16 protein-coding genes are annotated in these 26,299 nt (G+C 43.0%); 10 read left to right on the forward strand and 6 right to left on the reverse strand.

Annotated features, from left to right (window positions below; genetic code table 11):
• Positions 1–156: 156 nt before the first annotated feature.
• Entirely contained in the window at positions 157–1,536 is a 1,380-nt protein-coding gene (gene rlmD / locus FIS9605_RS0116320; RefSeq protein ID WP_026733552.1) for a 23S rRNA (uracil(1939)-C(5))-methyltransferase RlmD, read from the reverse strand.
• 329 nt (positions 1,537–1,865) lie between these two features.
• Here rlmD and FIS9605_RS0116325 point away from each other — a divergent pair, with 329 nt between their 5' ends.
• From FIS9605_RS0116325 to purF, 4 genes are all read left to right on the forward strand, one after another.
• Positions 1,866–2,351, forward strand: coding sequence for an allophycocyanin subunit alpha-B (locus FIS9605_RS0116325; protein WP_026733553.1), 486 nt, complete (start codon positions 1,866–1,868; stop codon positions 2,349–2,351).
• A gap of 703 nt (positions 2,352–3,054) precedes the next feature.
• The gene (locus FIS9605_RS0116330; RefSeq protein ID WP_026733554.1) at positions 3,055–3,681 is read left to right on the forward strand and encodes a Uma2 family endonuclease; all 627 of its coding nucleotides are present in this window, start codon (positions 3,055–3,057) and stop codon (positions 3,679–3,681) included.
• 32 nt (positions 3,682–3,713) lie between these two features.
• The gene (gene purL, locus FIS9605_RS0116335; protein ID WP_026733555.1) at positions 3,714–6,215 is read left to right on the forward strand and encodes a phosphoribosylformylglycinamidine synthase subunit PurL; all 2,502 of its coding nucleotides are present in this window, start codon (positions 3,714–3,716) and stop codon (positions 6,213–6,215) included.
• Between the two features lie 183 nt (positions 6,216–6,398).
• Positions 6,399–7,898 (forward strand): amidophosphoribosyltransferase, encoded by a 1,500-nt coding sequence (gene purF, locus FIS9605_RS0116340; RefSeq protein ID WP_026733556.1) that lies wholly within the window; start codon positions 6,399–6,401, stop codon positions 7,896–7,898.
• A 128-nt stretch (positions 7,899–8,026) separates the two neighbouring features.
• On the opposite strand, the gene FIS9605_RS0116345 is transcribed toward purF, so the two are convergent.
• Positions 8,027–9,787, reverse strand: coding sequence for a serine/threonine protein kinase (locus FIS9605_RS0116345; protein ID WP_026733557.1), 1,761 nt, complete (start codon positions 9,785–9,787; stop codon positions 8,027–8,029).
• 124 nt (positions 9,788–9,911) lie between these two features.
• Positions 9,912–11,519 (reverse strand): peptide ligase PGM1-related protein, encoded by a 1,608-nt coding sequence (locus FIS9605_RS0116350; RefSeq protein ID WP_026733558.1) that lies wholly within the window; start codon positions 11,517–11,519, stop codon positions 9,912–9,914.
• 723 nt (positions 11,520–12,242) lie between these two features.
• Here FIS9605_RS0116350 and FIS9605_RS0116355 point away from each other — a divergent pair.
• Both FIS9605_RS0116355 and FIS9605_RS0116360 read left to right on the forward strand, forming a co-directional pair.
• On the forward strand, positions 12,243–13,103 hold the full coding sequence (locus FIS9605_RS0116355) for an SDR family oxidoreductase (RefSeq protein WP_026733559.1): 861 nt from the start codon (positions 12,243–12,245) through the stop codon (positions 13,101–13,103).
• A 135-nt stretch (positions 13,104–13,238) separates the two neighbouring features.
• On the forward strand, positions 13,239–13,496 hold the full coding sequence (locus FIS9605_RS0116360) for a hypothetical protein (RefSeq protein ID WP_026733560.1): 258 nt from the start codon (positions 13,239–13,241) through the stop codon (positions 13,494–13,496).
• Here the strand turns inward: FIS9605_RS0116360 and FIS9605_RS0116365 are convergent.
• Together FIS9605_RS0116365 and mgtE are read right to left on the reverse strand one after the other, a co-directional pair.
• Positions 13,493–15,121 carry a N,N-dimethylformamidase beta subunit family domain-containing protein gene (locus tag FIS9605_RS0116365; RefSeq protein WP_231510383.1) on the reverse strand — a complete coding sequence of 543 codons (1,629 nt, stop codon included), beginning with the start codon at positions 15,119–15,121 and terminating at the stop codon, positions 13,493–13,495. The two genes, FIS9605_RS0116360 and FIS9605_RS0116365, sit on opposite strands and share 4 nt — an antisense overlap.
• A gap of 243 nt (positions 15,122–15,364) precedes the next feature.
• Positions 15,365–16,768, reverse strand: a complete 1,404-nt coding sequence (mgtE, locus tag FIS9605_RS0116370) for a magnesium transporter (protein WP_026733562.1) — start codon at positions 16,766–16,768, stop codon at positions 15,365–15,367.
• Positions 16,769–17,216: 448 nt separating this feature from the next.
• Between mgtE and rsmG the strand changes: the two genes are divergently transcribed.
• Positions 17,217–18,026: a 16S rRNA (guanine(527)-N(7))-methyltransferase RsmG gene (gene rsmG / locus FIS9605_RS0116375; protein WP_026733563.1), complete on the forward strand. Its 810-nt coding sequence runs from the start codon at positions 17,217–17,219 to the stop codon at positions 18,024–18,026.
• Positions 18,027–18,421: 395 nt separating this feature from the next.
• On the opposite strand, the gene FIS9605_RS0116380 is transcribed toward rsmG, so the two are convergent.
• Positions 18,422–19,189, reverse strand: coding sequence for a superoxide dismutase (locus FIS9605_RS0116380; RefSeq protein ID WP_026733564.1), 768 nt, complete (start codon positions 19,187–19,189; stop codon positions 18,422–18,424).
• A 402-nt stretch (positions 19,190–19,591) separates the two neighbouring features.
• On the opposite strand from FIS9605_RS0116380, the gene FIS9605_RS0116385 reads away from it, so the two are divergent.
• The 3 genes from FIS9605_RS0116385 (at position 19,592) to FIS9605_RS0116395 (ending at position 26,256) form a co-directional block, all read left to right on the forward strand.
• The gene (locus FIS9605_RS0116385; protein ID WP_026733565.1) at positions 19,592–20,812 is read left to right on the forward strand and encodes a serine hydrolase; all 1,221 of its coding nucleotides are present in this window, start codon (positions 19,592–19,594) and stop codon (positions 20,810–20,812) included.
• 551 nt (positions 20,813–21,363) lie between these two features.
• A complete protein-coding gene (locus FIS9605_RS0116390) occupies positions 21,364–22,218 on the forward strand; it encodes an HIT family protein (RefSeq protein WP_026733566.1) in 855 nt (284 codons plus the stop codon).
• A 366-nt stretch (positions 22,219–22,584) separates the two neighbouring features.
• Entirely contained in the window at positions 22,585–26,256 is a 3,672-nt protein-coding gene (locus FIS9605_RS0116395; protein ID WP_026733567.1) for a helicase-related protein, read from the forward strand.
• The last annotated feature ends 43 nt before the right edge of the window (positions 26,257–26,299 follow it).

Consider the following 26,299-nt stretch of genomic DNA (forward strand, 5'->3'; position numbering starts at 1 on the left):
GTAGTTTAAACAACCCAAATTCACGTTTGAGAGTAGCCCATGCAACTTCTATTCTTTTGCACAAATGGAATTATATTTTTAGCTTAATTCAAGTTTAGCATTTTTACTATGCGCTAGACTACAAATTTAAAATTTGAGTTTTTGTAAAGGACTTATCTAAGCTTTATGCAAACTTGATAAAACAAGAAAGGCTGCTGTTTCTACATGTGCAGTTTGGGGAAAGAAATCAGCTGGCTGTACGCGTATGAGAGTATACACTCCATTTTCGCAAAGTAATTTCAGATCGCGGGCTAGGGTCGCTACTTTACAGCTGACATAAACTATACAAGTTGGTTTAGATATTAATAAAGTTTCTATAACTTTGCGATCGCATCCTTTACGTGGTGGGTCTAGCAAAACAATATCTGGCTTCATCTTCAGTTGTGGCAGTACCTTTTCTACTGCACCCGTCATAAAAGTCACATTATTAATTTGATTGCGTTTTGCGTTCAAAATCGCCTGTTGCACTGCTTCCGGTTGTATTTCCAAGCCAATTGCTTGGTGTACTTGTTTTGCTAGTGGCAAAGTTAATGTACCAATACCACAATAGGTATCAACTAGCACTTCATTTCCTTGCAGGTTCAATTCTGATTGAATGACCTGTAACAATGCCTCCGCCGTTTCCGTATAAACTTGGAAAAACGTATCTGGTCGCACCTGGAATTCTAATCCTGCGAATTCTTCTCGCAGGTAGCCAATACCAGCAATACAACGAGTTTCAGAACCGAAAATGGCATTTGTTCGTTCTGGGTTCCGGTTTAAACAAACTCCTACTAAAGTTGGATAGCGGTTCAACCACTCCTGTGATTGCTCTTGAATTCCAGGTAAATTCCAGTCTTTTACTATTAAAGTCAGCAACATTTCTCCAGTGCGACGACCAATGCGTAACCCAAGATGACGTATTACTCCTTTATGAAACTGTTCTTTATAAACTTGCCAATTTCGCTTTTGGATATCTTGTTTTACTTCTGCTAATAAAGGATTTAATCTTGCATCTTGGACTGTACATTGATTTAAATTAATTAATTGATGGCTACCTTTTTGATAGTAACCTGCTTGTACATTTCCTGTTGCTGATACACCCACAGGATAGGTGGCTTTGTTACGATAGCCCAAAGGTGAAGGAGCTCGCAAAACAGCGTCTACCGGTGGTTGCACAAAACCACCAATGCGTTCTAAAGCTTGAATAACTTGATTGCGCTTAGCTTCTAACTGATATTGATAATCTATATGCTGCCACTGGCAACCACCACATTTATCAGCCACAATGCAACTAGGTCGAATACGATGGGGGGATGGCTCCAACAGTTGCTTGAGTTTAGCGTGAGCATAGGTCGGTTTGACGTGTACCAAGCGAACAACAACGCGATCGCCTGGCACAGTATCCGGTACAAATACTACCCGCTCATGCGATCGTCCAACACCATCACCCGTATCGCTAGTGTCTGAAATATTAAGTTCTATTAATTCACCTTGTTTCCAAATAGTGTCTGTCATTTGTCCTTTGTCATTGGTCATTTGTTAGTAGATAGTAGTTAGTGGTTAGTGGTTAGTGGTTAGTGGTGAGCCAGCGCGCTCCAAAGGGGGTTCCCCCCCATGAGCGACTGGCGTAGACGCCCCTTGTGGGCGGCTTCTCGTAGAGTACCCGGAGGGTTAGTGGTTAGTAGTTAGTAGTTAGTGGTTGTTAACTATGCCCAATGCCCAATGCCCAATGCCCAATGCCCAATACTCACTCCCTCACTCTCCCCATCTCCCCATCCCTCTTCACTTGTGTCCACAAGACTCGTTAAACTAGCAAATAATAAATCTCGTGATTTCGATAAATCATGACTGTAGTAAGCAACGTTATTCTCAAAGCCGACGACGAACTGCGTTATCCTAGCAGTGGCGAACTCAAAAGTATCAAAGACTTTTTGCAAACTGGCGAACAGCGGGTACGCATTGTCAACACCCTGACTGAAAATGAAAAAAAGATAGTTCAGGAAGCTACCAAACAACTTTGGCAAAAGCGTCCTGATTTTATCTCACCAGGAGGTAATGCTTACGGTGAACGTCAGCGTGCTTTATGTATCCGTGATTTTGGCTGGTACTTGCGCCTAATTACTTATGGCGTACTTGCTGGCGACAAAGAACCAATTGAAAAAATTGGTTTGATTGGCGTCCGAGAAATGTACAATTCCTTGGGCGTTCCCGTTCCTGGAATGGTAGAAGCTATCAACTGTTTGAAAAAAGCCTCCCTCGATCTACTGAATGCGGAAGACGCAGCCGAAGCTGCTCCTTACTTTGACTACATCATTCAAGCGATGTCTTAATGCAAAGTAAGTACGTAATCTCTGCACGAACTTCCGCTTTACTAGGATTGAGTGCAAGATAGCACCTGAAATTGATTGTAATTTCTTAATACCATCATACTCCCTACAGTTAGTAGTGGCTTTGGCAGAATCTTTGTCAAGTTACCAACGGACTGTGGGGAAATTTTATTGGTTAGTGGTTAGTAGTTAGTAGATAGTGGTGGACAACTAACCACTAACCACTAACTACTGACCATTCACAAACAAAAAGCCGACAGCATTCGCAAGAAGTCTGTCGGCAATTAGTGTGTTCCCTATTAATGACTCGGCTAGAGTTCAGTTGTGATTTATTCTCTCGATTTATCGATCGCAGGAATAGGATCTTAATCATGAACATTTGTGATTTTCATCACTGGATTGCCGATCTCGATTTGTGTATAACACAGATTTGTATTTAAATTTTTCTGAATTGATGAACATTTTATGAAATAGTTTTTTCTCAAGAAACAGTGAAAATACGGTAATGTAGCTGACGGCTTTAAGGAATGATTTAACTGTAGAATGAACCACTAAGTCACTAAGACACCAAGAATTGAATTTTTTATTACAAATAGAAAATTAATTGATCTGGTTGTTTGTGCAACGCTATCACTGTTGACCCATAGAAATCCATGATATGCAACGATAGGCTACCTTAGACGTTAATAGCCACAAGGATATTCCTATGGTCACTACATCAACATCTGCCGAACAACGAGTAATGCTACAAAACATCAGCTGGCAACTGTTTGAAAATCTGCTTGCAGAGATGGGAGAAAACCGCTCCACTAGACTGACTTACTACAAGGAAAAATTAGAATTCATGACACCGCTTCCCGAACACGAAAAGTCTAACAGAAGAATAGAGGCGATGATTGTGGCTTTGGTGGATGAATTAAACCTTAACATTGAAATGGCTGGCTCTATGACTATTAAACGTCCAGATATGAGAGTGGGTAAGGAGCCAGGCTCATGCTATTACATCCAAAATGAAGCGCTAGTTAGAGGCAAAAGTAAACTAGATTTTACTCAAGATCCACCGCCAGATTTAGCGATAGAGATAGATATTACCAACAGTTCCCTCAATCATTTGGAAATTTATGCAGATTTGGGTGTTCCCGAAGTCTGGAGATACGATGGTAGCACACTGGGTTTTTACCAACTGCAAGATCAAAAATATCTAGAATGCAAATTCAGCCCCACTTTTCCATTCTTAACTGCTAGCAAAGTAATCAAGTTCCTAGAACAGTGCCAAAAATTGGGTGTAACAACTGGGTTACGTCTTTTACGGAAATGGGTCAGAAATCGGTAAAATATACCTTTGTCCCCTTGGTGCATACTTTCATGACCACCACGTCCGAACCTCCCTTTTCCCCTGAAGAAATTGCATCTGAAGGTCTGAAACTCGAAGAATACCAAGAAATAGTCCGGCGGTTAGGGCGTCATCCTAACAAAGCTGAACTGGGAATGTTTGGGGTAATGTGGTCAGAGCATTGCTGTTACAAAAATTCTCGCCCTTTACTAAAACAATTTCCTACCACAGGCGATCGCATTCTTGTCGGCCCTGGTGAAAATGCTGGTGTTGTAGACTTAGGCGATGGACTGCGACTTGCTTTTAAGATTGAATCTCACAACCACCCCTCCGCAGTTGAACCCTTCCAAGGAGCTGCCACAGGAGTCGGAGGCATTCTCCGCGATATATTTACAATGGGTGCGCGTCCCATAGCCGTTTTAAATTCCCTCCGCTTCGGTTCTTTAGAAGATGCCAAAACCCAAAGACTTTTTAGCGGTGTTGTTGCAGGAATTGCCCATTATGGTAATTGCGTTGGGGTTCCCACCGTTGGCGGCGAAGTCTACTTTGATCCCGCCTACTCTGGCAATCCTTTAGTCAACGTGATGGCACTGGGATTGATGGAAACGCCAGAAATCGTCAAATCTGGGGCATCTGGCATCGGCAATCCAGTGCTGTATGTCGGTTCCACCACCGGACGCGATGGTATGGGAGGTGCAAGTTTCGCTAGTGCGGAACTTAGCGATGAGTCAGTAGATGACCGCCCAGCAGTGCAAGTAGGCGATCCCTTCTTAGAAAAATCACTAATAGAAGCTTGTCTAGAGGCATTTAAAACAGGTGTAGTTGTCGCCGCCCAAGATATGGGTGCTGCGGGGATCACCTGTTCCACCTCGGAAATGGCAGCAAAAGGCGGTGTGGGGATCGAGTTTGATTTAGATAAGATTCCCGTACGAGAAACGGGAATGATCCCTTATGAATATCTGCTTTCCGAATCTCAAGAAAGAATGCTGTTTGTAGCCCAAAAGGGACGCGAACAAGAATTAATCGACATCTTCCATCGTTGGGGACTTCATGCCGTTGTTGCTGGTACGGTTATTGCCGAACCAGTTGTGCGGATTCTGTTTCGGGGTAAAGTTGCAGCAGAAATCCCTGCGACAGCATTGGCAGAAAACACGCCCCTGTATCAGCGGGAATTATTGGCGGAACCACCAGAATATGTGCGTAAAGCTTGGGAATGGACACCGGATTCTCTTCCCCCATGTACAGCTGCCGGCATCGAAATTCAAGGACGCTTGCATACTTGGCAAGATATCCTGTTGACTTTGCTGGATACTCCCACTATCGCTTCTAAACGTTGGGTTTATCGTCAGTACGATCATCAGGTACAGAACAACACGGTGATGTTACCTGGTGGTGGTGATGCTGCTGTTATTCGTTTGCGCCCCCTGGAAGACGCGGAAAAAGAAGACGCGGGGACGCGGGGACACACAGACGCGGGGAATCAAGAGGACAAGGGGACACGGGGACACGGGGACACGGGGAATACAGATGAAATACTCTCCGCGTCACCGCGTCTCCCCCTCTCCGCGTCTTCTTCCCAACGCGGTGTAGCGGCAACAGTAGATTGCAATCCTCGGTATGTTTATCTTGATCCTTACGAGGGGGCAAAGGCAGTAGTAGCAGAAGCAGCCCGCAATCTCAGCTGTGTGGGTGCAGAACCTTTGGCAGTAACTGATAACCTCAATTTTGGCAGTCCAGAAAAACCCATTGGTTACTGGCAATTAGCAGAAGCTTGTCGCGGTTTGGCGGAAGGTTGTCGAGAAATGGCAACCCCTGTCACTGGTGGTAATGTCTCTCTTTACAACGAAACTCTTGATTCTCAAGGCAATCCCCAACCAATTTATCCTACTCCTGTTGTGGGAATGGTGGGACTGATTGCCGATTTAAGTAAAATATGCGGTCAAGCTTGGCAAGCAGAAGGCGATGTTATTTATTTGTTGGGTGGATCGTCTTCACAGTTAACTTTGGGTGGTTCGGAATACTTAGCTACTATCCACGGCACTGTGGCTGGAAAACCGCCACGGGTGGACTTTGATTTGGAACGGCGGGTGCAAAAAGTTTGCCGTGAGGGTATTCGTCAAGGTTGGGTACGTTCAGCCCATGATTGTGCTGAGGGTGGTTTGGTAATTGCTTTGGCTGAGTGTTGCATTGCTGATAAACTGGGTGCAGAAATTAGCCTAGCATTACCTGCAAATAATCTAGCTGGCGAGATACCTGCACCGCGTTGGGACGAAGTTTTATTTGGTGAAGGTGGTGCGCGAATTATAGTTTCCGTAGTGCCAGAACAACAAGAAAATTGGGAATCCTACCTCCGAGAAAATTTCTCTCAAGAGTGGCAAAAACTTGGCAAGGTTGGGAATGCCGAAACGGGTTTGCGGGTTTTAACCCCTGATAATCAAATTTTAATCAACGCTAGCATTGAGGTGATGAGCGATCGCTATTCAAATGCGATCGAAAGGCGTCTAGCCATTTACACCACTACCTATGAAGGCTAAAGAATCTAAGAATGAATAAAATTTCATACTTTGGATGCTTTACATTTTGCGCTTAATTAGCTTTCGCGAAAATAATAATTACGCTACTGTTTTAATGGATGGTTAACCATCTATTAATATTTTGGCAACCATTCATTTACATATTCCTAATGACTTGACACCCTCATCAGGAGCAAAGCTAGCATGATCCCCACCCATCCCGCCACTGCGGATGACCAGCCTCTACCGACTAATAACTCAATGAATTATCAGGAATCTCGACCAGATAAGCCAGAAGAAGCTTGCGGTGTTTTCGGTATCTACGCACCAGGAGAAGATGTTGCCAAACTCACCTACTTTGGATTGTATGCTCTCCAACATCGGGGGCAAGAATCTGCTGGCATTGCCACTTTTGATGGTGAACAAGTACACCTGCACAAAGACATGGGATTGGTATCTCAAGTCTTTAACGAAGCAATATTAAGCAACTTACCCGGTAACATTGGCGTTGGTCATACTCGTTATTCCACCACTGGTTCTAGCCGCAAAGTAAACGCCCAGCCTGCTGTTGTCGATACTCGCTTAGGTAAACTAGCGTTAGCACATAATGGTAATTTAGTCAATGTCAAACAGTTGCGAGAAGAGTTATTGCAGAAAAACTGCAACTTGGTAACTACGACTGATTCCGAAATGATTGCTTTTGCGATCGCAGAAGAAATTAACGCAGGTAACAACTGGCTAGAGGGTAGCATTAAAGCTTTTGATCGCCTGGTTGGGGCATTTAGTCTAGTGATTGGTACACCTGCTGGTGTCATGGGTGTTCGCGATCCCAACGGCATTCGCCCCTTAGTCATTGGGACTTTGGAAAGCGATCCGGTGCGTTACGTGCTTGCTTCTGAAACTTGTGGTTTAGACATCATTGGTGCCGAATATTTACGGGATGTGCAACCAGGCGAGTTAGTCTGGATTACAGAAGAAGGTTTGGCTTCTTATCAATGGCATCAACAGCAGCAACGAAAGTTGTGTATCTTTGAAATGATTTACTTCGCCCGTCCCGATAGCGTCATGCATAGCGAAAGTTTGTATAGCTACCGGATGCGGTTAGGGCGGCAATTAGCACAGGAATCTCCTGCTGATGCTGATATTGTGATTGGTGTTCCTGATTCTGGGGTTCCCGCCGCCATCGGCTTTTCTCAAGCTTCCGGTATCTCCTACGCAGAGGGACTGATTAAAAACCGCTACGTTGGGCGTACCTTCATTCAGCCTACCCAAACTATGCGTGAATCGGGCATCCGTATGAAGCTCAACCCACTCAAAGATGTATTGTATGGCAAACGAGTGATCATTGTTGACGACTCGATTGTGAGGGGAACTACTAGCCGTAAACTCGTCAAAACCTTACGTGAAGCTGGTGCATTAGAAGTGCATATGCGAATTTCCTCGCCGCCAGTGACTCACCCATGCTTCTATGGCATCGATACCGATAGCCAGGATCAGTTAATTGCTGCAACCAAATCAGTAGAAGAAATTACTAAGCAACTGGAAGTAGACAGCCTCGCGTATCTAAGCTGGCAGGGAATGTTAACAGCAACACGAGAAGATCCCCAAAGCTTTTGTTCTGCGTGCTTTACGGGAGATTACCCCATCCCCATACCAGAACCGCTGAAAGGTTCTAAATTGATGTTAGAAAAAATTACGGTGTAGTTAGTTAGGGGTTAGGGTTAGAGGTTAGTGGTTAGTGGTTAGTGGTTAGTTGTTGGTTGTTTACAATGCCCAATGCCCCACTCTTCCCCATTCCCTATCCCCTATTCCCTATTCCCTATCCCCTACTTTTATTGACGCCAGCCCAAAAGACGTAACCCAGGCACAATTAGGTAATGACTCACCCCCAACCAGAAACTGATAAAGACGCCGATCGCACTAAAAAAAGCAATCTTCCATAGTAAACCTTGCCAACTGTTGGTGAGACTAAAGAAGTTATCAAACACGGTTGATGGTTGCTGTCCGATACTCATCAAAAAGGCAAACGGAAGCGCGGTACCAAAAGCAGCCATGACAGCATAGACTATGTGATGACTGCGAAGTCCCAACCCAAGGGTAAGTAGGGAAACAGCAGCTAAAATAAATGCTACCAATCCCTCACCGCCTTCTTTTGGCGTCATTAATTGCAAGATGAACCAGCCGAAGCCATAGCCAGCCATCCCCATTAGCGAAGCTACCAGAAACCGCCGTCGTTGACGATAACCTCCCGCCGCTACAAGTCCCCAGGCAGTTCCCCAGCCAGCACCTGCAAATAAAAGCATCTCTGACCCCAAAACAGGTTGAGTGTTGCCCAGCAATACAGCTAGCTGACTAGACAAAAATTTGCCAGTTTCTAAGCCCCAGCTTGTGTGGAATGCTAAAACGTAGCCAATAAATGTACCTATACAAGTGCCAATACAAGTTAAAATCATTGTCCAGATTGTATCTAGACATGCTCGTAAGACTTGGGCGATCGCTCTTAATGTTAGAGCAATAATTTTCCTGATAGTTTGAGTAAGGTTAGTAACCGCTTTCTGAATAGTTCTTCCTAGTTCCCAGAAAAATGCCCAGAAAAATGTCACAATCTGGGTTATGCTCCTAATTGGTCTAATCTTGTTGGGTACTGCTTTGTGAATTTGGGCTAAACGTCTTTGAATGATTTTCGCGTTTGATGGACGCGATCGCGCATCTTCCTGCATCATGTCATCCAGCAAATCAGCAAGCTGCGGGTTAACTTGAACGTGCCTGCGCCAGTTTAATTGTTCCGTCACCGGATCTTCTAAATCTGCTGGATGCTTGCCCGTCAGCAATTCAATCATTGTGCGACCGAGGGCATAAAAATCAGCCGTAGGCCCAATATTCCCACCAATCAATTGTTCTGGTGGACTGTAGCCAGAAGAAAATAATTTTGTAGATCGCGATAAAGACCTAACAACTGCCTTATCAAATTGTTTCGCCCCACCAAAATCAATTAGTACCAGCTGACCTCCCCATTCCCTCTTTTGATGAGGAGAGGACTTAGGTGAGGTACGCAGCATCAAATTAGAAGGTTTGATGTCACGATGAATAATATGGCGTTGGTGCAAATGTTGTAAAATCTCTACGGCTTGGGTTAACCAGTTTAACACCACCTCTTGTGGGCATCCCTGAGGATAGTGCTGATACAGTATATCCTCCAAAGTCAGTCCGTTGATTTTTTCCATTACCAAACAAGGCAAAATTTGCTGCCCTTGGGAATGTGACCAAATGCGTTGAAAATAACCATCTGATTCGACTCTAGGGACACCTGGATGCCGCAAACTGCTTAAAACCACTGCTTCCTGGGCAAACAATTCCTGTGCTTTTGGTGAATCTTCGATCAGCACCTTCAGCACCTTTTCTGTTTGCGTCTTTTGATCCCAAACTGTGTAAATTTGGGCGAAACCTCCCGAACCTAAACGCGCTGTAGGGATATAGCGATCTATCAGCCGTAGCGGCGCACCACAGCAATTGCAGAACTTGTTTCCCCAAGGCTGGGGATAAGGACGCAGACAGTCAGGATTTATGCAGTGAATCTCACTCTGGTTAGACACAACCCCTCAAAGACAAAGGCTGAGTTGATTGTACACAACAGGGGAATAGTTAGTGGTTAGTGGATAGTGGTTAGTGGATAGTGGTTTACAACCAACTACTAACTACTAACCACTAACAATCCTCCTAATAACTAAATCCATCCCAAGCAAGGGGAAAAGTGTGTTCTGAAAAACAAGAAAAGTTATTATCGTTACTGTAGGTCTCTTCATCCAGAACTTTGACGACTTTATTATAAATATCTTCTGCCTGTTGGGGAGAATCGCCAATGCTGGTTAATCCCAACTTGCCAAACTGGGAGAGACAACCCATGAGATGAAATACTGTACCTGTTTCTGTGCCAGTGTCGAAGTGCAGCCTGTGATGGGCAATGATATCCATTAAGTCGTTGGGTAGCAATCCTCGATAGCGGTCTTTTTGGAGGTTATCGGTGGCAATATAGTATTTGGGACGCCCTTGTTGAGAGTAAAACAAGCCTGTAGAAAGCTCATAGCGACCGTTAGTTAATAATTTCAGTGTCATAAAAGGATGGGTAGTCCCGCCTTTACGCAGGTTAATTTCAATTGCTTGCAGATCCCACTGTTCATCCTCTTGAAGAACGGCGATAAAATCGACTCCATATCGCTCTAATGCCCCTTTCTCTGCCAATTTTCTGCCAATTTTTAAGCCTATTTGCTGTATTTGCAGTCGATAGGCTTCATCGGCAGGGAATCGACAACCAAGATAAACTTGTCCGTCTGGGCCGCCAAGAATTTGGTCGTGAGTTGACAGGATTTCTGCTTCGCCTAGGGGTGTGATGCGTCCTTGCACGCTTGGCGATCGCTTGATTTCCCCTTCTACAAATGCCTCCACAATTGCCCCTAATTCAGCTATCCGTCCTGAAAAATTTTCCCAAGTCTCTTGTTTGGCTTGAAAACGCAGCTTAGGGAAGCGATCACTTATGGCTGCTACCCTTTGGGAATGAGAACCATGAGGAGATGCTAAATCCGCGATCGATCTTAAGTCTAACAGTGCATTCCCTTCTCCGGAAATGCCCTCATTGAGTTTTACCACCATTCTTTTTAATGTTGGCTGGCGTTCCCACAAATCAGCAGCAGCTTCTGCCAAATCAGCAACACTCGTAACTTTGCCGCTGCCGTCTGGATGCGGTACTCCGCTTTCTGCAAAGATTTGGCGGCTGCCACTTTTCGTCCCCCAAATCTGCAACTCTGGGTCAGCAGCGTACAGTGGTACACCTAATTTTAAAGATAATTCTGCTTCTAATGACGTTGAATTATAGCAGATCATAAATGACTTGTCTAGCCTTAAGGCTTGACGAATGCGATGGAGCAAGCGGGGGCGTTCTAAAATCTTTTGGCTGAGGGGCTTGAGGGAAGAATCATAAGTAGAGAGTAGCAGCAAGCGATTGCGAGCGTGAGAAAAGGGGATGCCTGGCAACAGTTGTAAATAATAGTCGATGATGCTGGGATGGAGTGGTACAGATGTGACATAAATGAGTCTGTTGCGGGGATTCCACAAGCGAATCAAGGAAAATAACAGTCTTTCTTCATAATGCTCATAGCCTTCAACTTTTTTGAGTTCTCGCTGGTCAATACTAAGGGAGGGAACGACTAAAATATCTACATCGCTGTCTTCAGCAGGGCCTTCAATACTCTGCCAGCGATCGCGCAAACTCGCCTGAAGAAGCTGAAACTCGTCAATTTGCCCTAAATTAGAAATGCTCAGAATTTGCATAAGACTACCCCTGCTTTGCCCCCTAAGCGGGTTTTATTAATCTCAGATATATCCCAAAGAATAATCACTGACCACAATTTGTTAAAGAAAATCAAATTATTCATTGATGAGTTTCTATTAAACCTTCATACTCTTACATCATTTTCTTTGGCGAACAGTTCGGAAAGATTCATGAAAAATAATATCTCAGCAATAGAAAAAGGTGACTGTTAATTTGGATGAGTCCATCATCAATCATCCATTACGCACCTTCAAAACACAAGTGTGGAATTTATTACCAAAGTAATACCTATAAGAAGTAAATTTTACAGGTTATATTTATTTCTAAGGATTGATAGATTTTAAGTTGCTTTATATCTAGGGAATGATAAATCATAATCACAAAACAGTTAATTTAGATGCAGAAAGGAGCAATTATTGATTGCGGTAGAGTCATGTATTGAGGTTCCCTGATTAAATTAATAGCGTGCTTTAGGAGTGAGGAGAAATTATTGAATCTGTGTGCTTTTGCTCCAGCGGTAATTAGTACACTAAGCACTCCATTTGTGGGATAAAAAACTCACAGATGAGCGTAGATTGCAAGCACTAGCAATCAACCTTGGATTGAATTTTCGATCCAAGGTTTAATTTTGAAAATGTTGTTTGTTGGTTGTTGGCTGTTGGTTGTTCCAAACAACAAACAACAACCAACAAACAACCATTACTTTTTTAAAGGAATGATATATGCCAGAAGAACAATCATTACAACCACCACAACAGCAAGCACAACAACCAGGTATTGAGTCAGAAATGACGCCAAAACCGAAAGCAGATGATTCCCAGTATCAGGGAAGTAGCAAGTTAAAAAATAAAATTGCATTGATTACTGGAGGAGATAGCGGTATTGGTCGTGCTGTAGCGATCGCATTTGCAAAAGAGGGTGCAGATGTGGCGATCGTTTATTTAAATGAACACGACGATGCCAAAGAAACCAAACATTTGGTAGAAGCACAAGGGCGGCGTGCAGTCACTATATCTGGTGATATTGGTGATGAAAGCTTTTGTCAGCAGGCTGTCCAACAAACAGTGGATGAGTTTGGCAAACTCGATATTCTGATCAACAACGCTGCTGAACAGCACCCACAAAAAAGCATTGAAGATATTAGTAAAGAACAACTAGAGCGGACTTTTCGCACTAATATTTTCTCAATGTTTTTCTTGACAAAGGCGGCAATGAAACACCTCAAAGAAGGTAGCGCTATCATCAATACTACTTCAGTCACAGCTTATAAAGGCAGTCCCGAACTACTTGATTATTCTTCTACAAAAGGTGCTATTGTTGCTTTTACTCGTTCTCTATCCCAAAGTTTAGTAGAAAAGGGAATTCGCGTTAATGCCGTAGCCCCCGGGCCAATTTGGACGCCCTTAATACCCGCTACTTTTCCAGAAGAAAAAGTTGCCAGTTTCGGCGAACAAGTACCCATGAAACGGGCAGGACAACCAGAAGAAATTGCACCAAGCTACGTATTTTTAGCATCGGATGATTCTTCTTATATGTCTGGTCAGGTGCTACATCCCAATGGTGGTGTAGTAGTTAACGGGTAGGAACAAAAGAAAAAGGTAAAAGGATAGATTTTTGCCTTTTACCTCTTACCTTTCATTAGAGAGATGAATATATATTGAGTTATTGCTAATATAGCAGGGAAAATTTATAAATTTATATAAATATTAACTACGACCATGCCATCTCAAACACCATTGCAAGGTACGGAATTAGTAGATTGTGCGAGAGCAAATGCCAAACAGGGCATAGAAACTGCTGCTTACCAATGTGGTTATGGCGATGATTTAAATACGTTTGCGCGAGAACTACGAAAAGCTTGTGAAGAAATGAATTTGCAAGTTAAAGAACTCAGTGAATTAATTACCGACCAGGAAATGACACTGAATTTGGGTGAAGGCGAAATTGTTGCTCCTGAAAGTGAATCAGAGCTTTAATAATCCTTAGTCTCCAGTCTCTTTGAATTGTCCAGCATCTGAGTAAGAATGTTACGCGTTATGGCTTGAGCATCAGTGTTTAAAACTGAGGGTCGTAATTGCGGTACGTTGTAGTCATCTAGTCCCCAACTCCACTGCATAGAACCTGTTGCAAACACAGTTGCACCGGAATCTGTAGTGTAAAATGTCATATCTGCGTATCGAATATTACGACCGCGACGAAAGGGTGAATGGGCAACGCGAATCGTATTAGCTGGGGCGTTGGCAAACATGCGATCGACTTCATAGCCCAAAAGCCCTTCCAAGCGTATGCTATGGAAAGATTCTTTGCGATACCAATACAAGAAAGCTTGGGTATGCCTTTGGCTTAATTGTGTATTAGCAAGTAGCCAACTCGGTGCTGTCTGATTAATGACTATATCGGCGTTTACTTGAAATGTCTCATACATTACTCCAATGAGAGCATCTTCTGGGTAATTGACAGGCTTTTTACGCCAAAGAGTAGTAATTAAATAATCATTGCTTGGATCTTCGTCTCTAGCATAGGGATCTAAGGCAGCATTTTCTTTATAAGCAACAATGATGCGGTTAATGGCTGGCGTTATGCGGCTAGATTCAAAGCGAATTTGCCAATAGCTGGTATTGGCAGAAAAAAAGCCGAGACTCACGCCAGCATCTCTGGCAGCCTCAACATTTTGCCGCATTTGCCATGACCAATATTCATCATGGCCTACAGAAACAAATGCTTTATGCAATAACAGTATTGGCTTGCCACTATAAGGATCTAGATGATTCTCGTGAGTATCAACATCAGTGCAGTAAGTAACATCGTAGCCATTTCGTTCTAGCCACCGCAGCATGTTATATTCCCAACCTGCACTAGAGGTTCTTCTCTTTGGTTGAAAGTTGGTTAAAAATTCTCCTGCGCCTACTCCATAGGCAGCTGCGCGATTAGGACTAGCAGCATAAGGGCGATTAAAGGAAACTCTGTATGCTTGTTGACCGCTACTGTTCCACCGATACAGAGAGACTCCACCCCAATTGTTATATGCCTGATATGTCGTGACACTTGATTGAAACAGGATATCAGAAGGACGACGATCATCGCGAACAACAAAAATAATATAACTTTGCTTACCACTAACACTGGCAGTAAGTTTTGCCAAATAAATACCACTAGCCCACAAAGTTGGATCGTCTGGATCGTCAGGTATTTTTAATACATATGGTTCTATCCAATCGCATTCAATGAAACCAGTTGACCGATCTACAATTGGCGGTGGTTGCTTTACTCCTGGGCGGATAACTGTAGGCGCAATTTGCCTTCCCCCAGCACCACCGTACCAACCCATACGGAAAATTGCAATCGTATAGCTTGGCTCTTTTGTATTGACAAAAAACTTGATTTCGTCACCGCGATTGACACTTGTTAGTGAAGCATAACCTTCTATTTCCCGTCGGCTAGCGGGATTGGTTAACTGCCAATTAGTTGTACCTGGTTTGATATTTTCAACAATAATAGGATTATTTCGCTGATCATTGGGTATTGATACATCTACAGCTTGATTCTTCTCAGGAATAAAAACTATAGTGAATATAAGAATGAATAGTGCTGGTAATAGCACTTTGATGCTATTATTGATTCTCTTTATAAAGAGCATTACACCAACAGTTACTTTTATTTAGTCAAGTTTTCTTAACTTGATTGTGTCATTTTTGTCTGGGAGTAATAAATAAAGTAATTGTGAATTTAACTATGATTTATAAGTTGTATAATTATTGATTTTAACGCTTGATATGAATTAAGGCTAGGATCAAAATCGAAATTTTTTCACTACTTTAAATCCACATCAAGCGTAACTTAGAATTCATATATTTAATATTGTCCGCGCTAGATAGAAGTAAATTAAAACGCCCAGCACATCCACTGCTGTAGTGATAAATGGTGCTGACATCAAAGCTGGATCTAAACGGAGTAAACGGAATAAAAACGGCAGTGCAGAACCAGAGACAGAAGCCAAAACAGAAATAGCTACAAGACTACAACCAACTGCGATCGCCACCTGTAAATTCTTTTGTAGAAAGAAAGCCCACACAGTAGCGATAATACCCAGCATTAATCCTAATAAAGCACCTGCTAAACCCTCCCTCACAATCACCTGTGCCGGCCCTCCCACAGAGCGAATTTCTTCAGTATTCATCCCGCGAATAACCACTGTGGAGGATTGAGCACCAACATTACCACCAGTACCAGTCAACAGAGGAATAAACGCCGCCAGCACCACCACTTTTGCCAAAATATCCTCTTGCGACTTAATAATCGTGCCAGTGATGGTATTAGTTATCAGTAAGACAAATAACCACACAACCCGCTTGCGGGCAATAGTAAGTAAATCTGACTGAAAATAGCTGTCGCCACCAGCCTGGACACCACCACCCACAGTGTAAATATCTTCGGTGGTTTCCTCTTGGAGAATATCAATAACATCATCAACAGTGACAATACCCACAAGACGCTGTTCTCGGTCTACCACAGGTACAGCCAAAAAATCGTATCTTTGGATTAATCTGGCTACTTCTTCTTGATCTGTATCCGTGTGGACAAACAACACATCGCGGGTCATAATCTCGCCAATCGTTTGTTCAGGTTGAGATGTCACCAACTCGCGCAGCGATAAAATCCCAGTCAAGCGCCTAGCCGCATCCGTAACGTAAAGATAGTAAATCATCTCACTAGCATTAGCTAAGCGACGAATCCTCTCCAGAGTTTCCGCCACAGTCATATTTTCTTTCAAGGATATTAACTCTGGCGTCATGATCCGCCCAGCAGTACCAGCTTCATAACCCAAAAGTTGGGCAGTAAATGCCCGTTCGGCTGGACTAAGCTGTTCTAACAGACGATTGACAATTTTTGCTGGTAATTCGTCAAATAACTTGGCTCGGTCATCCGGCGACATCTTATCAACGATATCAAGGACTTCCTGACTTCTTAATTCTTCAATCAGCCGTTCTTGGACACTATAATCTAGATATTCATAAACCTCGATCGCCTCATCTTTAGAAAGCAAGCGAAAAGCTATGGCGTGCATTGCTTCTGGCAAACCTTCAATTGCCTCAGCAATATCCACAGGCTGCACAGGCACTAGAATGGCTTTTGCTCCCCGCAAGTCACCCACTTCCAGCAAACTTTGCAGCTGTGCTCGCACTAAATCTCGTAATTCTCTGCGTGACACATCTTGGAGAGCAGAGGTAGTACTGTCTGGAGTTTGCATAACAATAACGAGGATGATGCGGAAGTAGATATTTTACCAAAACCCACAAAGTGGAAGTTAGGTACTCACACCAAGCATATGCGAAGTTTGGGCTATCATCTTAGACTTCGGACAAAATTATGACTATACTCCCCTAGATCGGCAATTCAAAGAGTGATGGATTACAAGCAACAGGTAGTAGAACTTTATAATAGTAGAACTCAAAATTGAGCCATCTGGATGGTATCGCCGTCTCAGGGATGACGAATTATCCTGGAAGGGAATTAATTTAAATTTTAAAGGCAATCCACTGTCGTCAAAACTATCCCAGGAACAATTAAAGCAGTTACAAATTGATTACAAAGCAGAAATTAAGAAACTAGCTACAAATAAAGGAGTTTGGGAAGATACTACAACCTTCTTTGTTCGAGTTCGAAAATAAGTTGATGAAATAATTGTGAACAACTCGATGATGTCTTTATTGCCAGAAATGGCGGATGTATGGCAACAAACTCTCAATTGGCAACCAAGTATACAACAGCAAGCACAATTGCAGCGGCTGTATGAATTAATCCTAGAAGGAAACCAAAAGCTAAATTTAACTCGTATTACCGATCCCCAGGAATTTTGGGAAAAACATCTCTGGGATTCTCTGCGAGGAGTTGCACCCCTGTTGAGGGATGGGGTGATGGGGGGATTGGGTGATAGGGAGAATACACAACTATACTCTTCCCAACTCCCCACCTCCGGTTCTCCCCACCACGAAGAGTTTTCCCCTACTTTCATTGATATTGGTACAGGTGCGGGTTTTCCCGGTATTCCAGTAGCGATCGCCCTACCTAACTGCACCATTACACTACTGGATTCTACCCGCAAAAAAATAGCTTTTATTGAAAAAATCCTACCTGAGCTGGAACTCACCAATGTCAAATTATTGACTGGTAGAGTTGAAGAAATAGGCCAGCAGCCCCAGCACCGCCAAAACTATGATGTGGTAACAATCCGTGCGGTTGCGACAGCCTCAGTTTGTGCCGAATATGCTCTACCATTACTCAAACAAGATGGCTTAGCCATAATTTACCGGGGTAATTGGACAGGAGATGAAAATAAGGCACTGGAAAATGCTGTGAAGCAGCTAGGTGGCGTAATTGAATCAATCGAAAAATTTGCAACTCCCTTAAGTAATAGCATCCGTCACTGTTTGTATTTACGGAAAGTTGCAGCTACACCAGCTAAATTTCCCCGCGCTGTTGGTATCCCTACACAAAAACCACTTTAGGGTTGTCTTTTGTCATTTGTCCTTTGTCATTTGTCATATGTAGAAACAAATCACCAAGGACATAGGACAACAAAGCCAATTTTCAATCTTTACGATTGATTTCTAGTGGATGATACCAAGTTGTGTTTAGATATAGCAATTCGTGCCCTCTCCCCCTCCCCTGTTCCAAATTGGGAGAAGGGAGGGGGAGAGGGAAGTACTATCTTTAACTGCAACCTAGTATGACAAGAGGTCAAAAGCTTAGAAACAATTTTTTGACCTTTGACTTACCCTACACCGTAGACGTGCAGCGACTACTCTACGAGAAGGGCTACGCCCTACGGTGTAGCGTACGCCATAGGCGTACGGAAAGCCGAGGAGGGTTCTATAACTTTTGACTTAACTCGGTAGCGGTACTAAACCTTTTGGGCTATTGCATACCGCCTGTTGATCTCATCCCAGTTAACTACATTCCACCAAGAATTCAAATAATCAGCACGGCGGTTTTGATACTTGAGATAATAGGCATGTTCCCAAACGTCATTGCCCATAATGGGATACTTGCCTTCCATGAGGGGAGTATCTTGGTTTGCTGTACTCATAATCTCAAGCTTGCCATTTGGATTGCGGGCAAGCCAAACCCAACCGCTACCAAAACGCTTACTACCAGCTTCATTGAACTGCTTTTTAAATTCTGCAAAGCTGCCAAAGTTTTGTTTGATTGCGGTTGCGATCGCTCCTGTTGGTGCACCACCACCCTTAGGTTTCATAATTCTCCAAAACATCGAGTGGTTTACATGACCACCACCATTGTTACGTACTGTTGTGCGAATATCTTGCGGTACGCTATTGAGGTTACGCAATAAATCTTCAACAGTTCTGCTTTTAAGTTGTGGGTACTTGTCTAATGCTGTATTCAAATTTTTTACATAGGTAGCATGATGTTTGTCATGATGGAACCGCATCGTAGCTGTATCAATATGCGGTTCTAGGGCATTGAAAGCATAAGGCAAAGCTGGTAGTTGGATTGCTCCTCTGCTGCTTGCAGTTGTTGGCTTAGGGGTAGCAGCAGTAATTGTTGAGGAAGGGTTTTGACTATTCTCTGCTGAAGCGCAAGCATCTAATACAAAAGCACCAGCACTCGCTCCCACCAAAAACAAGAAATACCGACGATTCAGAGCCATATTAGTTTTTAAAGCAAATAAATCAGTGAAATTTGTTGGTAGTTTTTATTTTCTTAGATTAAGCACCCGAATCATAACAATTTTGGATATGGAATTTAGTCAATAGTCATTAAGTCATTAGTCATTGGTCATTGGTTATTTGTTAGTGGTTAGTAGTTAGTGGTTAGTAGTTTACCCACTCCCCATCACCCCATCTCCCACTCCCCCACTCCCCACTCTCCCATCTTTCTCTGCCCTTCTTGCAGGATTTTGTCCTGAATTGAGCAGCTACCGCATGTACTTCTTAAGATAAAGACTCTGCATATGAGATAATTGGGGCGATTTTGAGATTTATTCATACTATTTAAAAAAGTGAAATTAATTATATTTGCCCACCTTATACTCTTACTAAAAGACAGACTTATGAGCTTGAACTTTGTAAAATACTGGGAATTAGGAATTGGCTTTTTGCTACTTTCAGTTACTGGTTTGGCAATTTGGCAATGGCAAACTATATCTCGCATTTTAGATATATTTAGCGTCCTGTCAGAAGGGAAAGAATGGTCATCGCGACTAAAAACCCCTGAAGATTTACTCGCATACATTACTGCTCATGCCAACGATGTTTCGCTAGTTGCCTATGAAATTGGCAATTATGCAAATGGCATTTTTTTCAACGCTGATAAAAAACGTCCCCTTGCTTCGACCATTAAAATTCTCGTACTAGCAGAATATGCTCGCCAAGTAGAGCAGGGAATACTGTTGGCGGATGAGTTAGTAAATCTGTATGATATTGATATTTATTACCTTCCTGGTACTGATGGCAATGCCCATCCTAATGCTGTTAAGGAATTAAGAACAAAGGGATATATAAATACAGCAAATCAAATTGAATTACGACACATTACCTGGGCAATGATTCGTTACAGTGATAACGCTGCAACTGATTACTTAATCGAGCGATTGCAACGGAAAAATATAGAGAACTTACTAGTGAAATTGTCAATAGAAAATCAAGATGCTCCACTGCCAATCATTGGTCAATTTTTAAGCTGGAGTAACCATAAATTTGCCAATACAGCCAGTGAAAGACTGCAAATTTACCAAGCTATGCAACCCCAAGAATATGCAGATGAAGTTTACCATCTGACCGATATGTGGCGCTGTTACCAAGAGTTTCGTTCCCAAGCAACCAAATACATAAAGTCAAAAAAATGGTTGGGTTTTCCAGAGCAAAAAGCGATGGCTCAAGCCTTGAATTGTAGTGGTACAGCCAGAGAGTATGCCCAAATCATGGAAAAAATATATAGTGGTTTATTAATCTCCCAAGGCGCAGTAAAAATTATGCGCGAATACTTGGAATGGGCAATGGAATTTCCTAGTAACCAACAAGAATTAGATGCTTTTGGTGCGAAAGGAGGAAGTTTAGCAGGGATTGTCACTGAAGCTTGGTATGTCAAACCGAAAAATGCAAAAAATGCTAGAGTATTTGCCTTATTCTTGGAAAATCTGCCCGCTGCTGTTTGGTTGCACATGATGCAAAATTATATTCAACAGGAATTTGGATATCAGCTTTTAGTTGACGAAAAATTTTTTGATTTAGTGCGTCAAAGATTGTCAGTAAAAGGGACTGGGGACTGGTGATTAGGGACTGGGAATTGGGCATTGAGAATTGGGCATTGGGAATTGGGATTTAACGATTATCTTTGCCCTATGCCCCATACCCTGTTTTGTTTAAGTCCCGTTAATTAACTCAGAAGATATACCTGGATCAAAAATTGCGATCGCTATCCCTGTCAAGAGAGAGATGGAGTGATAGGGCTTCAAGAATATAGCCACACTTTATACCAATTCTCTATTCGGTGTGCCATATAAGTAATTGATTCCCAAAAAGCAGAGGTGAAAAAATGGATACCACCACGACATACAGAAAAATAGTCAAGCAGGTGATTCTCAAATATCCCAAGCTGCGTCGTTAGTATAAAGGCATACGACTTGACACCGTATTTTGGGATTAATCTTCAGCGCTTGCTTGCAATCAGCGATCGCCTCTTTTAGAAGATGTCTAAGAAGCCAAAAATGTCATGCTGTAGGCGTAGCATTCGGTGCAGGGTACGGAGCGACAGCGTAATGAAGCATCCGATCGTCAACTTTTCAGACATTCTCTTAAGTCTGCCAAGAATATTTATGTTTTCATGAAAAAGCAAAAAAATCAATTTAGCCATCTCACGGCAATAGAAAGAGTTTACCTATCAGTACCTGCACAGTTTTTATTAGATAAGAATTTGCTTAAAGGTAAAGTCTTAGACTTTGGTTGTGGCTTTGGCAATGATGTTAAATTATTGCGACAAAAAGGATTTGATATTACAGGTTACGATCCTTATTATTTCCCGGAATATCCTCATGATAAATTTGACACAATCATTTGCTTTTATGTTTTAAACGTTTTATTCCCTGAAGAACAAGCGAATGTTCTCATGGGAGTATCACACTTATTAAAACCGGGAGGTAAAGCGTATTATGCAGTAAGAAGGGATATAAAAAGAGAAGGATTTAGAGAACATTATATCCACAAAAAACCTACATATCAATGTATTGTCAAACTTCCTTTTCAATCAATTCACTTAGATGAATCTTACGAGATTTACGAGTATAGACATTATAACTTACAGAGGAATTCCTCTCTTCATTGCATATTTTGCAACCCCTATCAAAACCTAACTATACTAACCGAATCAGCAACCGCATATGCTATGTTTGATGGTTATCCTGTAAGTAAAGGTCATGTTTTGGTTGTTCCAAAACGTCATGTTAGTAATTATTTTGAGCTACCGTTTAAAGAGCAATCAGCTTGTTGGCTGATGGTTAACAAAGTGCAAGAAATTCTCAGCCAAGAATTTGAGCCAGACGGTTTTAATGTGGGAATGAACATCAACCGGGAAGCTGGTCAAAATATGATGCACGCCAGTATTCATATTATCCCTCGTTACAAAGGTGATGCTATTGGTGCTAAAGGTGGAATCAGATATGTGATTCCTAAAAGAAAATAGTTTATAGTTTTTTGCTTAGTTTTTTGTGGGTGCGAGTGCGATCACTTCATCTCCAACCAATGGTTGTAGGGTGTGTTAACGCGACAGCGTAACGCACCCTACTGAATAATTTATTTTTTGGAAGTCCCTTATCCATCAGCAGAGACAGCATTACAGGCGCTACTACAACAACTATCTCAAAAACCAGACCCTACAGTTCTCAACCCTCCTCATATCCCAGGGCAATTCTGGTGTTGTTGCACTGGCTAACGACATAATCAAAATTTGGGTATAAATTAAAACAATAATTCTATTTTACAGTTCATGTTCGCTATTTAGAAAAGATACGTACTTTCACAGCCAAACCAAAAAGGAAAACGCTTCGACATGGTTAGACTTGAAGAACTGACAAAAGGCACGCAAGTAAAAGGTATTTTGCCAAATAGTCTCGTCACCATTGTTGATGCACAGTGGCATGGGTCGGATGTTGTGGAATTAACATATAAAGATGCTACTGGTACGCTAGGCAATGAGTTAGTATTTCGAGACAAAGAAGCAACTCTAGAACTTGTCGCCGAAGGTGGTCTCTGGAGTTTTACAGCTGATGGTGCGAAGTTTCGTTTGGTATCAGAAGCACATCGCATCCGCCTTGCACATTTATTTGATCCACTGTTAGCAGTTCACACATCCCTAGTTGAACCTTTACCCCACCAAATTACTGCTGTCTACGGAGAAATGTTGACACGTCAACCCCTGCGCTTCCTCTTAGCAGATGACCCAGGCGCTGGTAAAACAATTATGGCAGGGTTGCTGATGCGGGAATTACTCATCCGTGGAGATTTACATCGTTGTTTGGTAATTTGTCCCGGTAGTTTGGCGGCACAGTGGCAAGATGAATTGTACCAAAAGTTTCACTTGCCTTTTGAAATTCTCACTAATGACCGCATTGAAGCTGCACGGACAGGAAATGCTTTCCTAGAAATGCCACTGTTAATCGTGCGATTGGACAAACTCAGCCGCAGTCAAGATTTACAAGCCAAGTTAGCGCAAACAGATTGGGATTTAGTGGTTTGTGATGAAGCACATAAAATGTCAGCTTCGTTTTTTGGTGGTGAAATTAAGGAGACGAAGCGTTACAAACTTGGCAAGTTGTTATCAAGTTTGACGCGGCATTTTTTATTAATGTCAGCAACGCCACATAACGGTAAGGAAGAAGATTTTCAGTTATTTATGGCGTTGTTAGATGGCGATCGCTTTGAAGGAAAATTCCGTGATGGTGTCCATGTTGTGGATACATCTGATTTAATGCGCCGATTAGTGAAAGAAGATTTATTGAAATTTGACAGTAAGCCACTATTCCCAGAACGTAAGGCATACACTGTAGAATACGAACTTTCAAATTTAGAAGCGATACTTTATAAGCGAGTAACTGGATATGTTCGTGAGGAATTTAACCGTGCCGATGCTTTAGGAAATGAAGGGCGTAAAGGTACAGTTGGCTTTGCTTTGACGATTTTACAGCGTCGTCTTGCTTCTTCGCCAGAGGCGATTTATCAATCACTAAAACGTCGTCGGGAACGGTTGCAAAAACGATTACGAGAAGAAGAATTATTGAAGCGAGGAAGTAGTGTAAGTATCGATTTTGAAAAACGGATTGATTTAGAAGATATAGAAGATGATTTCGAGGATGTTTCCGCCGAGGAACGAGAAGTAACCGAACAAGAAGTAGTTGACTTAGCGACTGCATCGCGGACAATTACAGAATTACAAACAGAAATTGCTCTCTTGCAAGAATTAGAACAACTGGCGTTAAAAGTACGACGGGGTGGAACAGATAAGAAATGGGAAGAACTTTCAAAGCTGCTGCAAAATAACGCCGAAATGTTTAACGCTGCGGGACATCGGCGTAAACTAGTTATTTTTACAGAACATCGAGATACTTTAAAATACTTAGTAGATAGGATCGGGACGCTACTGGGACGTTCTGAAGCAGTGGTAGCTATTCATGGTGGTATGGGGCGGGAAGAACGTCGTAAGGCGCAGGAAGCGTTTACTCAAGATGTGGAAGTTCAGGTATTAATCGCAACTGACGCAGCAGGCGAAGGTATTAACTTGCAGCGATCGCACTTAATGGTAAATTATGACCTGCCTTGGAACCCGAATCGTCTGGAACAGCGTTTTGGACGCATTCACCGGATTGGACAGACGGAGGTATGCCACCTGTGGAATTTGGTAGCAAAGGAAACCCGTGAGGGGGATGTGTATCTGGCATTGCTGAAAAAGTTGGAGATAGAACAGCAGGCGCTGGGTGGTAAAGTATTTGACGTGTTGGGGAAAGCGATCGCTGGTACAGAGTTGCGAGAATTACTGATCGAAGCAATTCGCTATGGCGATAAACCAGAGGTGCAAGCGAGACTAAACCAAGTTGTACAGAACAAACTTGACCAACAGCGACTACAGGAACTGTTAGAAGAACGAGCTTTGGCGCGAGATGCAATGGATATTGCTAAAGTCCAGCAAATTCGCGAAGAAATGGAACGAGCGCAAGCAAGGCGACTGCAACCACATTTTATTGCCTCTTTCTTCCTAGAAGCCTTCCAAAAGCTAGGCGGAACAGTGCGCCAGCGAGAACCCCAGCGCTACGAAATCACTCACGTTCCCGCACCAGTCCGCAACCGAGGACGGCAAATTGGTGTGGGAGAACCACTGCTGCGGCGCTACGAACGCATCTGCTTTGATAAAGATTTGATTAGTATTCCTGGTAAACCGCTTGCAGCTTTTATCTGTCCCGGACATCCCCTGTTAGATGCCACTATTGATCTGACGCTGGAACGTCATCGGGATTTGTTGAAACAAGGCACTATCTTGGTGGATGAGAACGACTTCAGCGAAGGTGTTCGCGCCTTAGTTTATTTAGAACATTCGATCCAGGATGCGCGGACAAATCCAAATGGTTTTCGGCGTGTGGTGTCGCGGCGGATGCAGTATGTAGAGATTAGCCCTCATCCCCCAGCCCCTTCTCCCAAAACGGGAGAAGGGGAGAAAAAACACCCCTCTCCCATCTTGGGAGAGGGGACGGGGGTGAGGGCAAACAATGCAGGTTACGCACCTTATCTTAATTATCGCCCCCTGTTGGATGAAGAAAAATTTGTTGTGGAAGCGGTGCTGGAACAATCTTGGCTGCGAACAGATTTGGATACACAGGCAAAAAGTTATGCTATTTCTCACCTTGTTGGGCAACATCTTCAGGAGGTAAAACAGCGCAAGGAGGAACTGATTGCTAAGACGATCGCAGCAGTCAAAGACAGATTAACAAAGGAGATAAATTACTGGGACTTTCGGGCTGAAGAACTGAAAATGCAAGAAGAAGCTGGCAAGCCCAATGCCAAGATGAATTCCGAAAAAGCACGTCAACGGGCAGATGAGTTACAAGCACGGTTAATGCAGCGTACGGAGGAATTGGAGGAGGAACGTAGGTTATCACCATTACCACCTGTAGTAGTTGGAGGTGCGTTGGTAGCGTCTGTGGGTTTGCTGCAACGATTATTAAGTAAAGATGTTACACATACCCTTTCTACATCAGATGCGCTCTGCACTCCACGCAGTAGCGAGGCGATCGCAAAAGAAAGAGAACGGGTGGAACGTGTGGCGATCGCGGCGGTGATAGAAGCCGAACGTCGGTTAGGTTACGAACCACGCGATGTGAGTCACGAAAAATGTGGTTATGATATCGAGTCGCGTACCCTCACCCCGCCTCCGCCTCCCCTCTCCCAAATTGGGAGAGGGGTTGGGGGTGAGGGCTTACGATTTATTGAAGTAAAAGGACGAATTGCAGGTGCAGACACAGTGACGGTGACGAAGAATGAAATTATCACTGCACTGAATAAACCAGAAAATTTCATTTTGGCACTGGTGCAAGTACCTTCCGCAGAGGAAATTGACAGCAATTGTTCCATTCGCTACGTGCGGCGTCCCTTTCAGAAAGAGCCAGATTTTGCCGTGACGAGTGTAAATTACAATTTACGGGAATTGTGGCAGCAGGGAACATTACCGCAATAATTTTAGCTTAGAGTTGAAATGTAAACGCTTAAAAAATGGAATA

It is taken from the genome of Fischerella sp. PCC 9605 (assembly GCF_000517105.1).
Lineage (GTDB): Bacteria > Cyanobacteriota > Cyanobacteriia > Cyanobacteriales > Nostocaceae > PCC9605.

Bases quoted from the DNA above. Each gene is read 5' to 3' on its own strand.
- FIS9605_RS0116325 (WP_026733553.1), top strand. From the start codon at position 1,866: ATGACTGTAGTAAGCAACGTTATTCTCAAAGCCGACGACGAACTGCGT.
- mgtE (WP_026733562.1), bottom strand. From the start codon at position 16,768: ATGCAAACTCCAGACAGTACTACCTCTGCTCTCCAAGATGTGTCACGC.
- FIS9605_RS0116360 (WP_026733560.1), top strand. From the start codon at position 13,239: ATGCCATCTCAAACACCATTGCAAGGTACGGAATTAGTAGATTGTGCG.
- rsmG (WP_026733563.1), top strand. From the start codon at position 17,217: ATGATGTCTTTATTGCCAGAAATGGCGGATGTATGGCAACAAACTCTC.
- purF (WP_026733556.1), top strand. From the start codon at position 6,399: ATGATCCCCACCCATCCCGCCACTGCGGATGACCAGCCTCTACCGACT.
- FIS9605_RS0116350 (WP_026733558.1), bottom strand. From the start codon at position 11,519: ATGCAAATTCTGAGCATTTCTAATTTAGGGCAAATTGACGAGTTTCAG.
- FIS9605_RS0116395 (WP_026733567.1), top strand. From the start codon at position 22,585: ATGGTTAGACTTGAAGAACTGACAAAAGGCACGCAAGTAAAAGGTATT.
- FIS9605_RS0116330 (WP_026733554.1), top strand. From the start codon at position 3,055: ATGGTCACTACATCAACATCTGCCGAACAACGAGTAATGCTACAAAAC.
- FIS9605_RS0116390 (WP_026733566.1), top strand. From the start codon at position 21,364: ATGAAAAAGCAAAAAAATCAATTTAGCCATCTCACGGCAATAGAAAGA.
- FIS9605_RS0116385 (WP_026733565.1), top strand. From the start codon at position 19,592: ATGAGCTTGAACTTTGTAAAATACTGGGAATTAGGAATTGGCTTTTTG.
- FIS9605_RS0116355 (WP_026733559.1), top strand. From the start codon at position 12,243: ATGCCAGAAGAACAATCATTACAACCACCACAACAGCAAGCACAACAA.
- FIS9605_RS0116380 (WP_026733564.1), bottom strand. From the start codon at position 19,189: ATGGCTCTGAATCGTCGGTATTTCTTGTTTTTGGTGGGAGCGAGTGCT.
- purL (WP_026733555.1), top strand. From the start codon at position 3,714: ATGACCACCACGTCCGAACCTCCCTTTTCCCCTGAAGAAATTGCATCT.
- rlmD (WP_026733552.1), bottom strand. From the start codon at position 1,536: ATGACAGACACTATTTGGAAACAAGGTGAATTAATAGAACTTAATATT.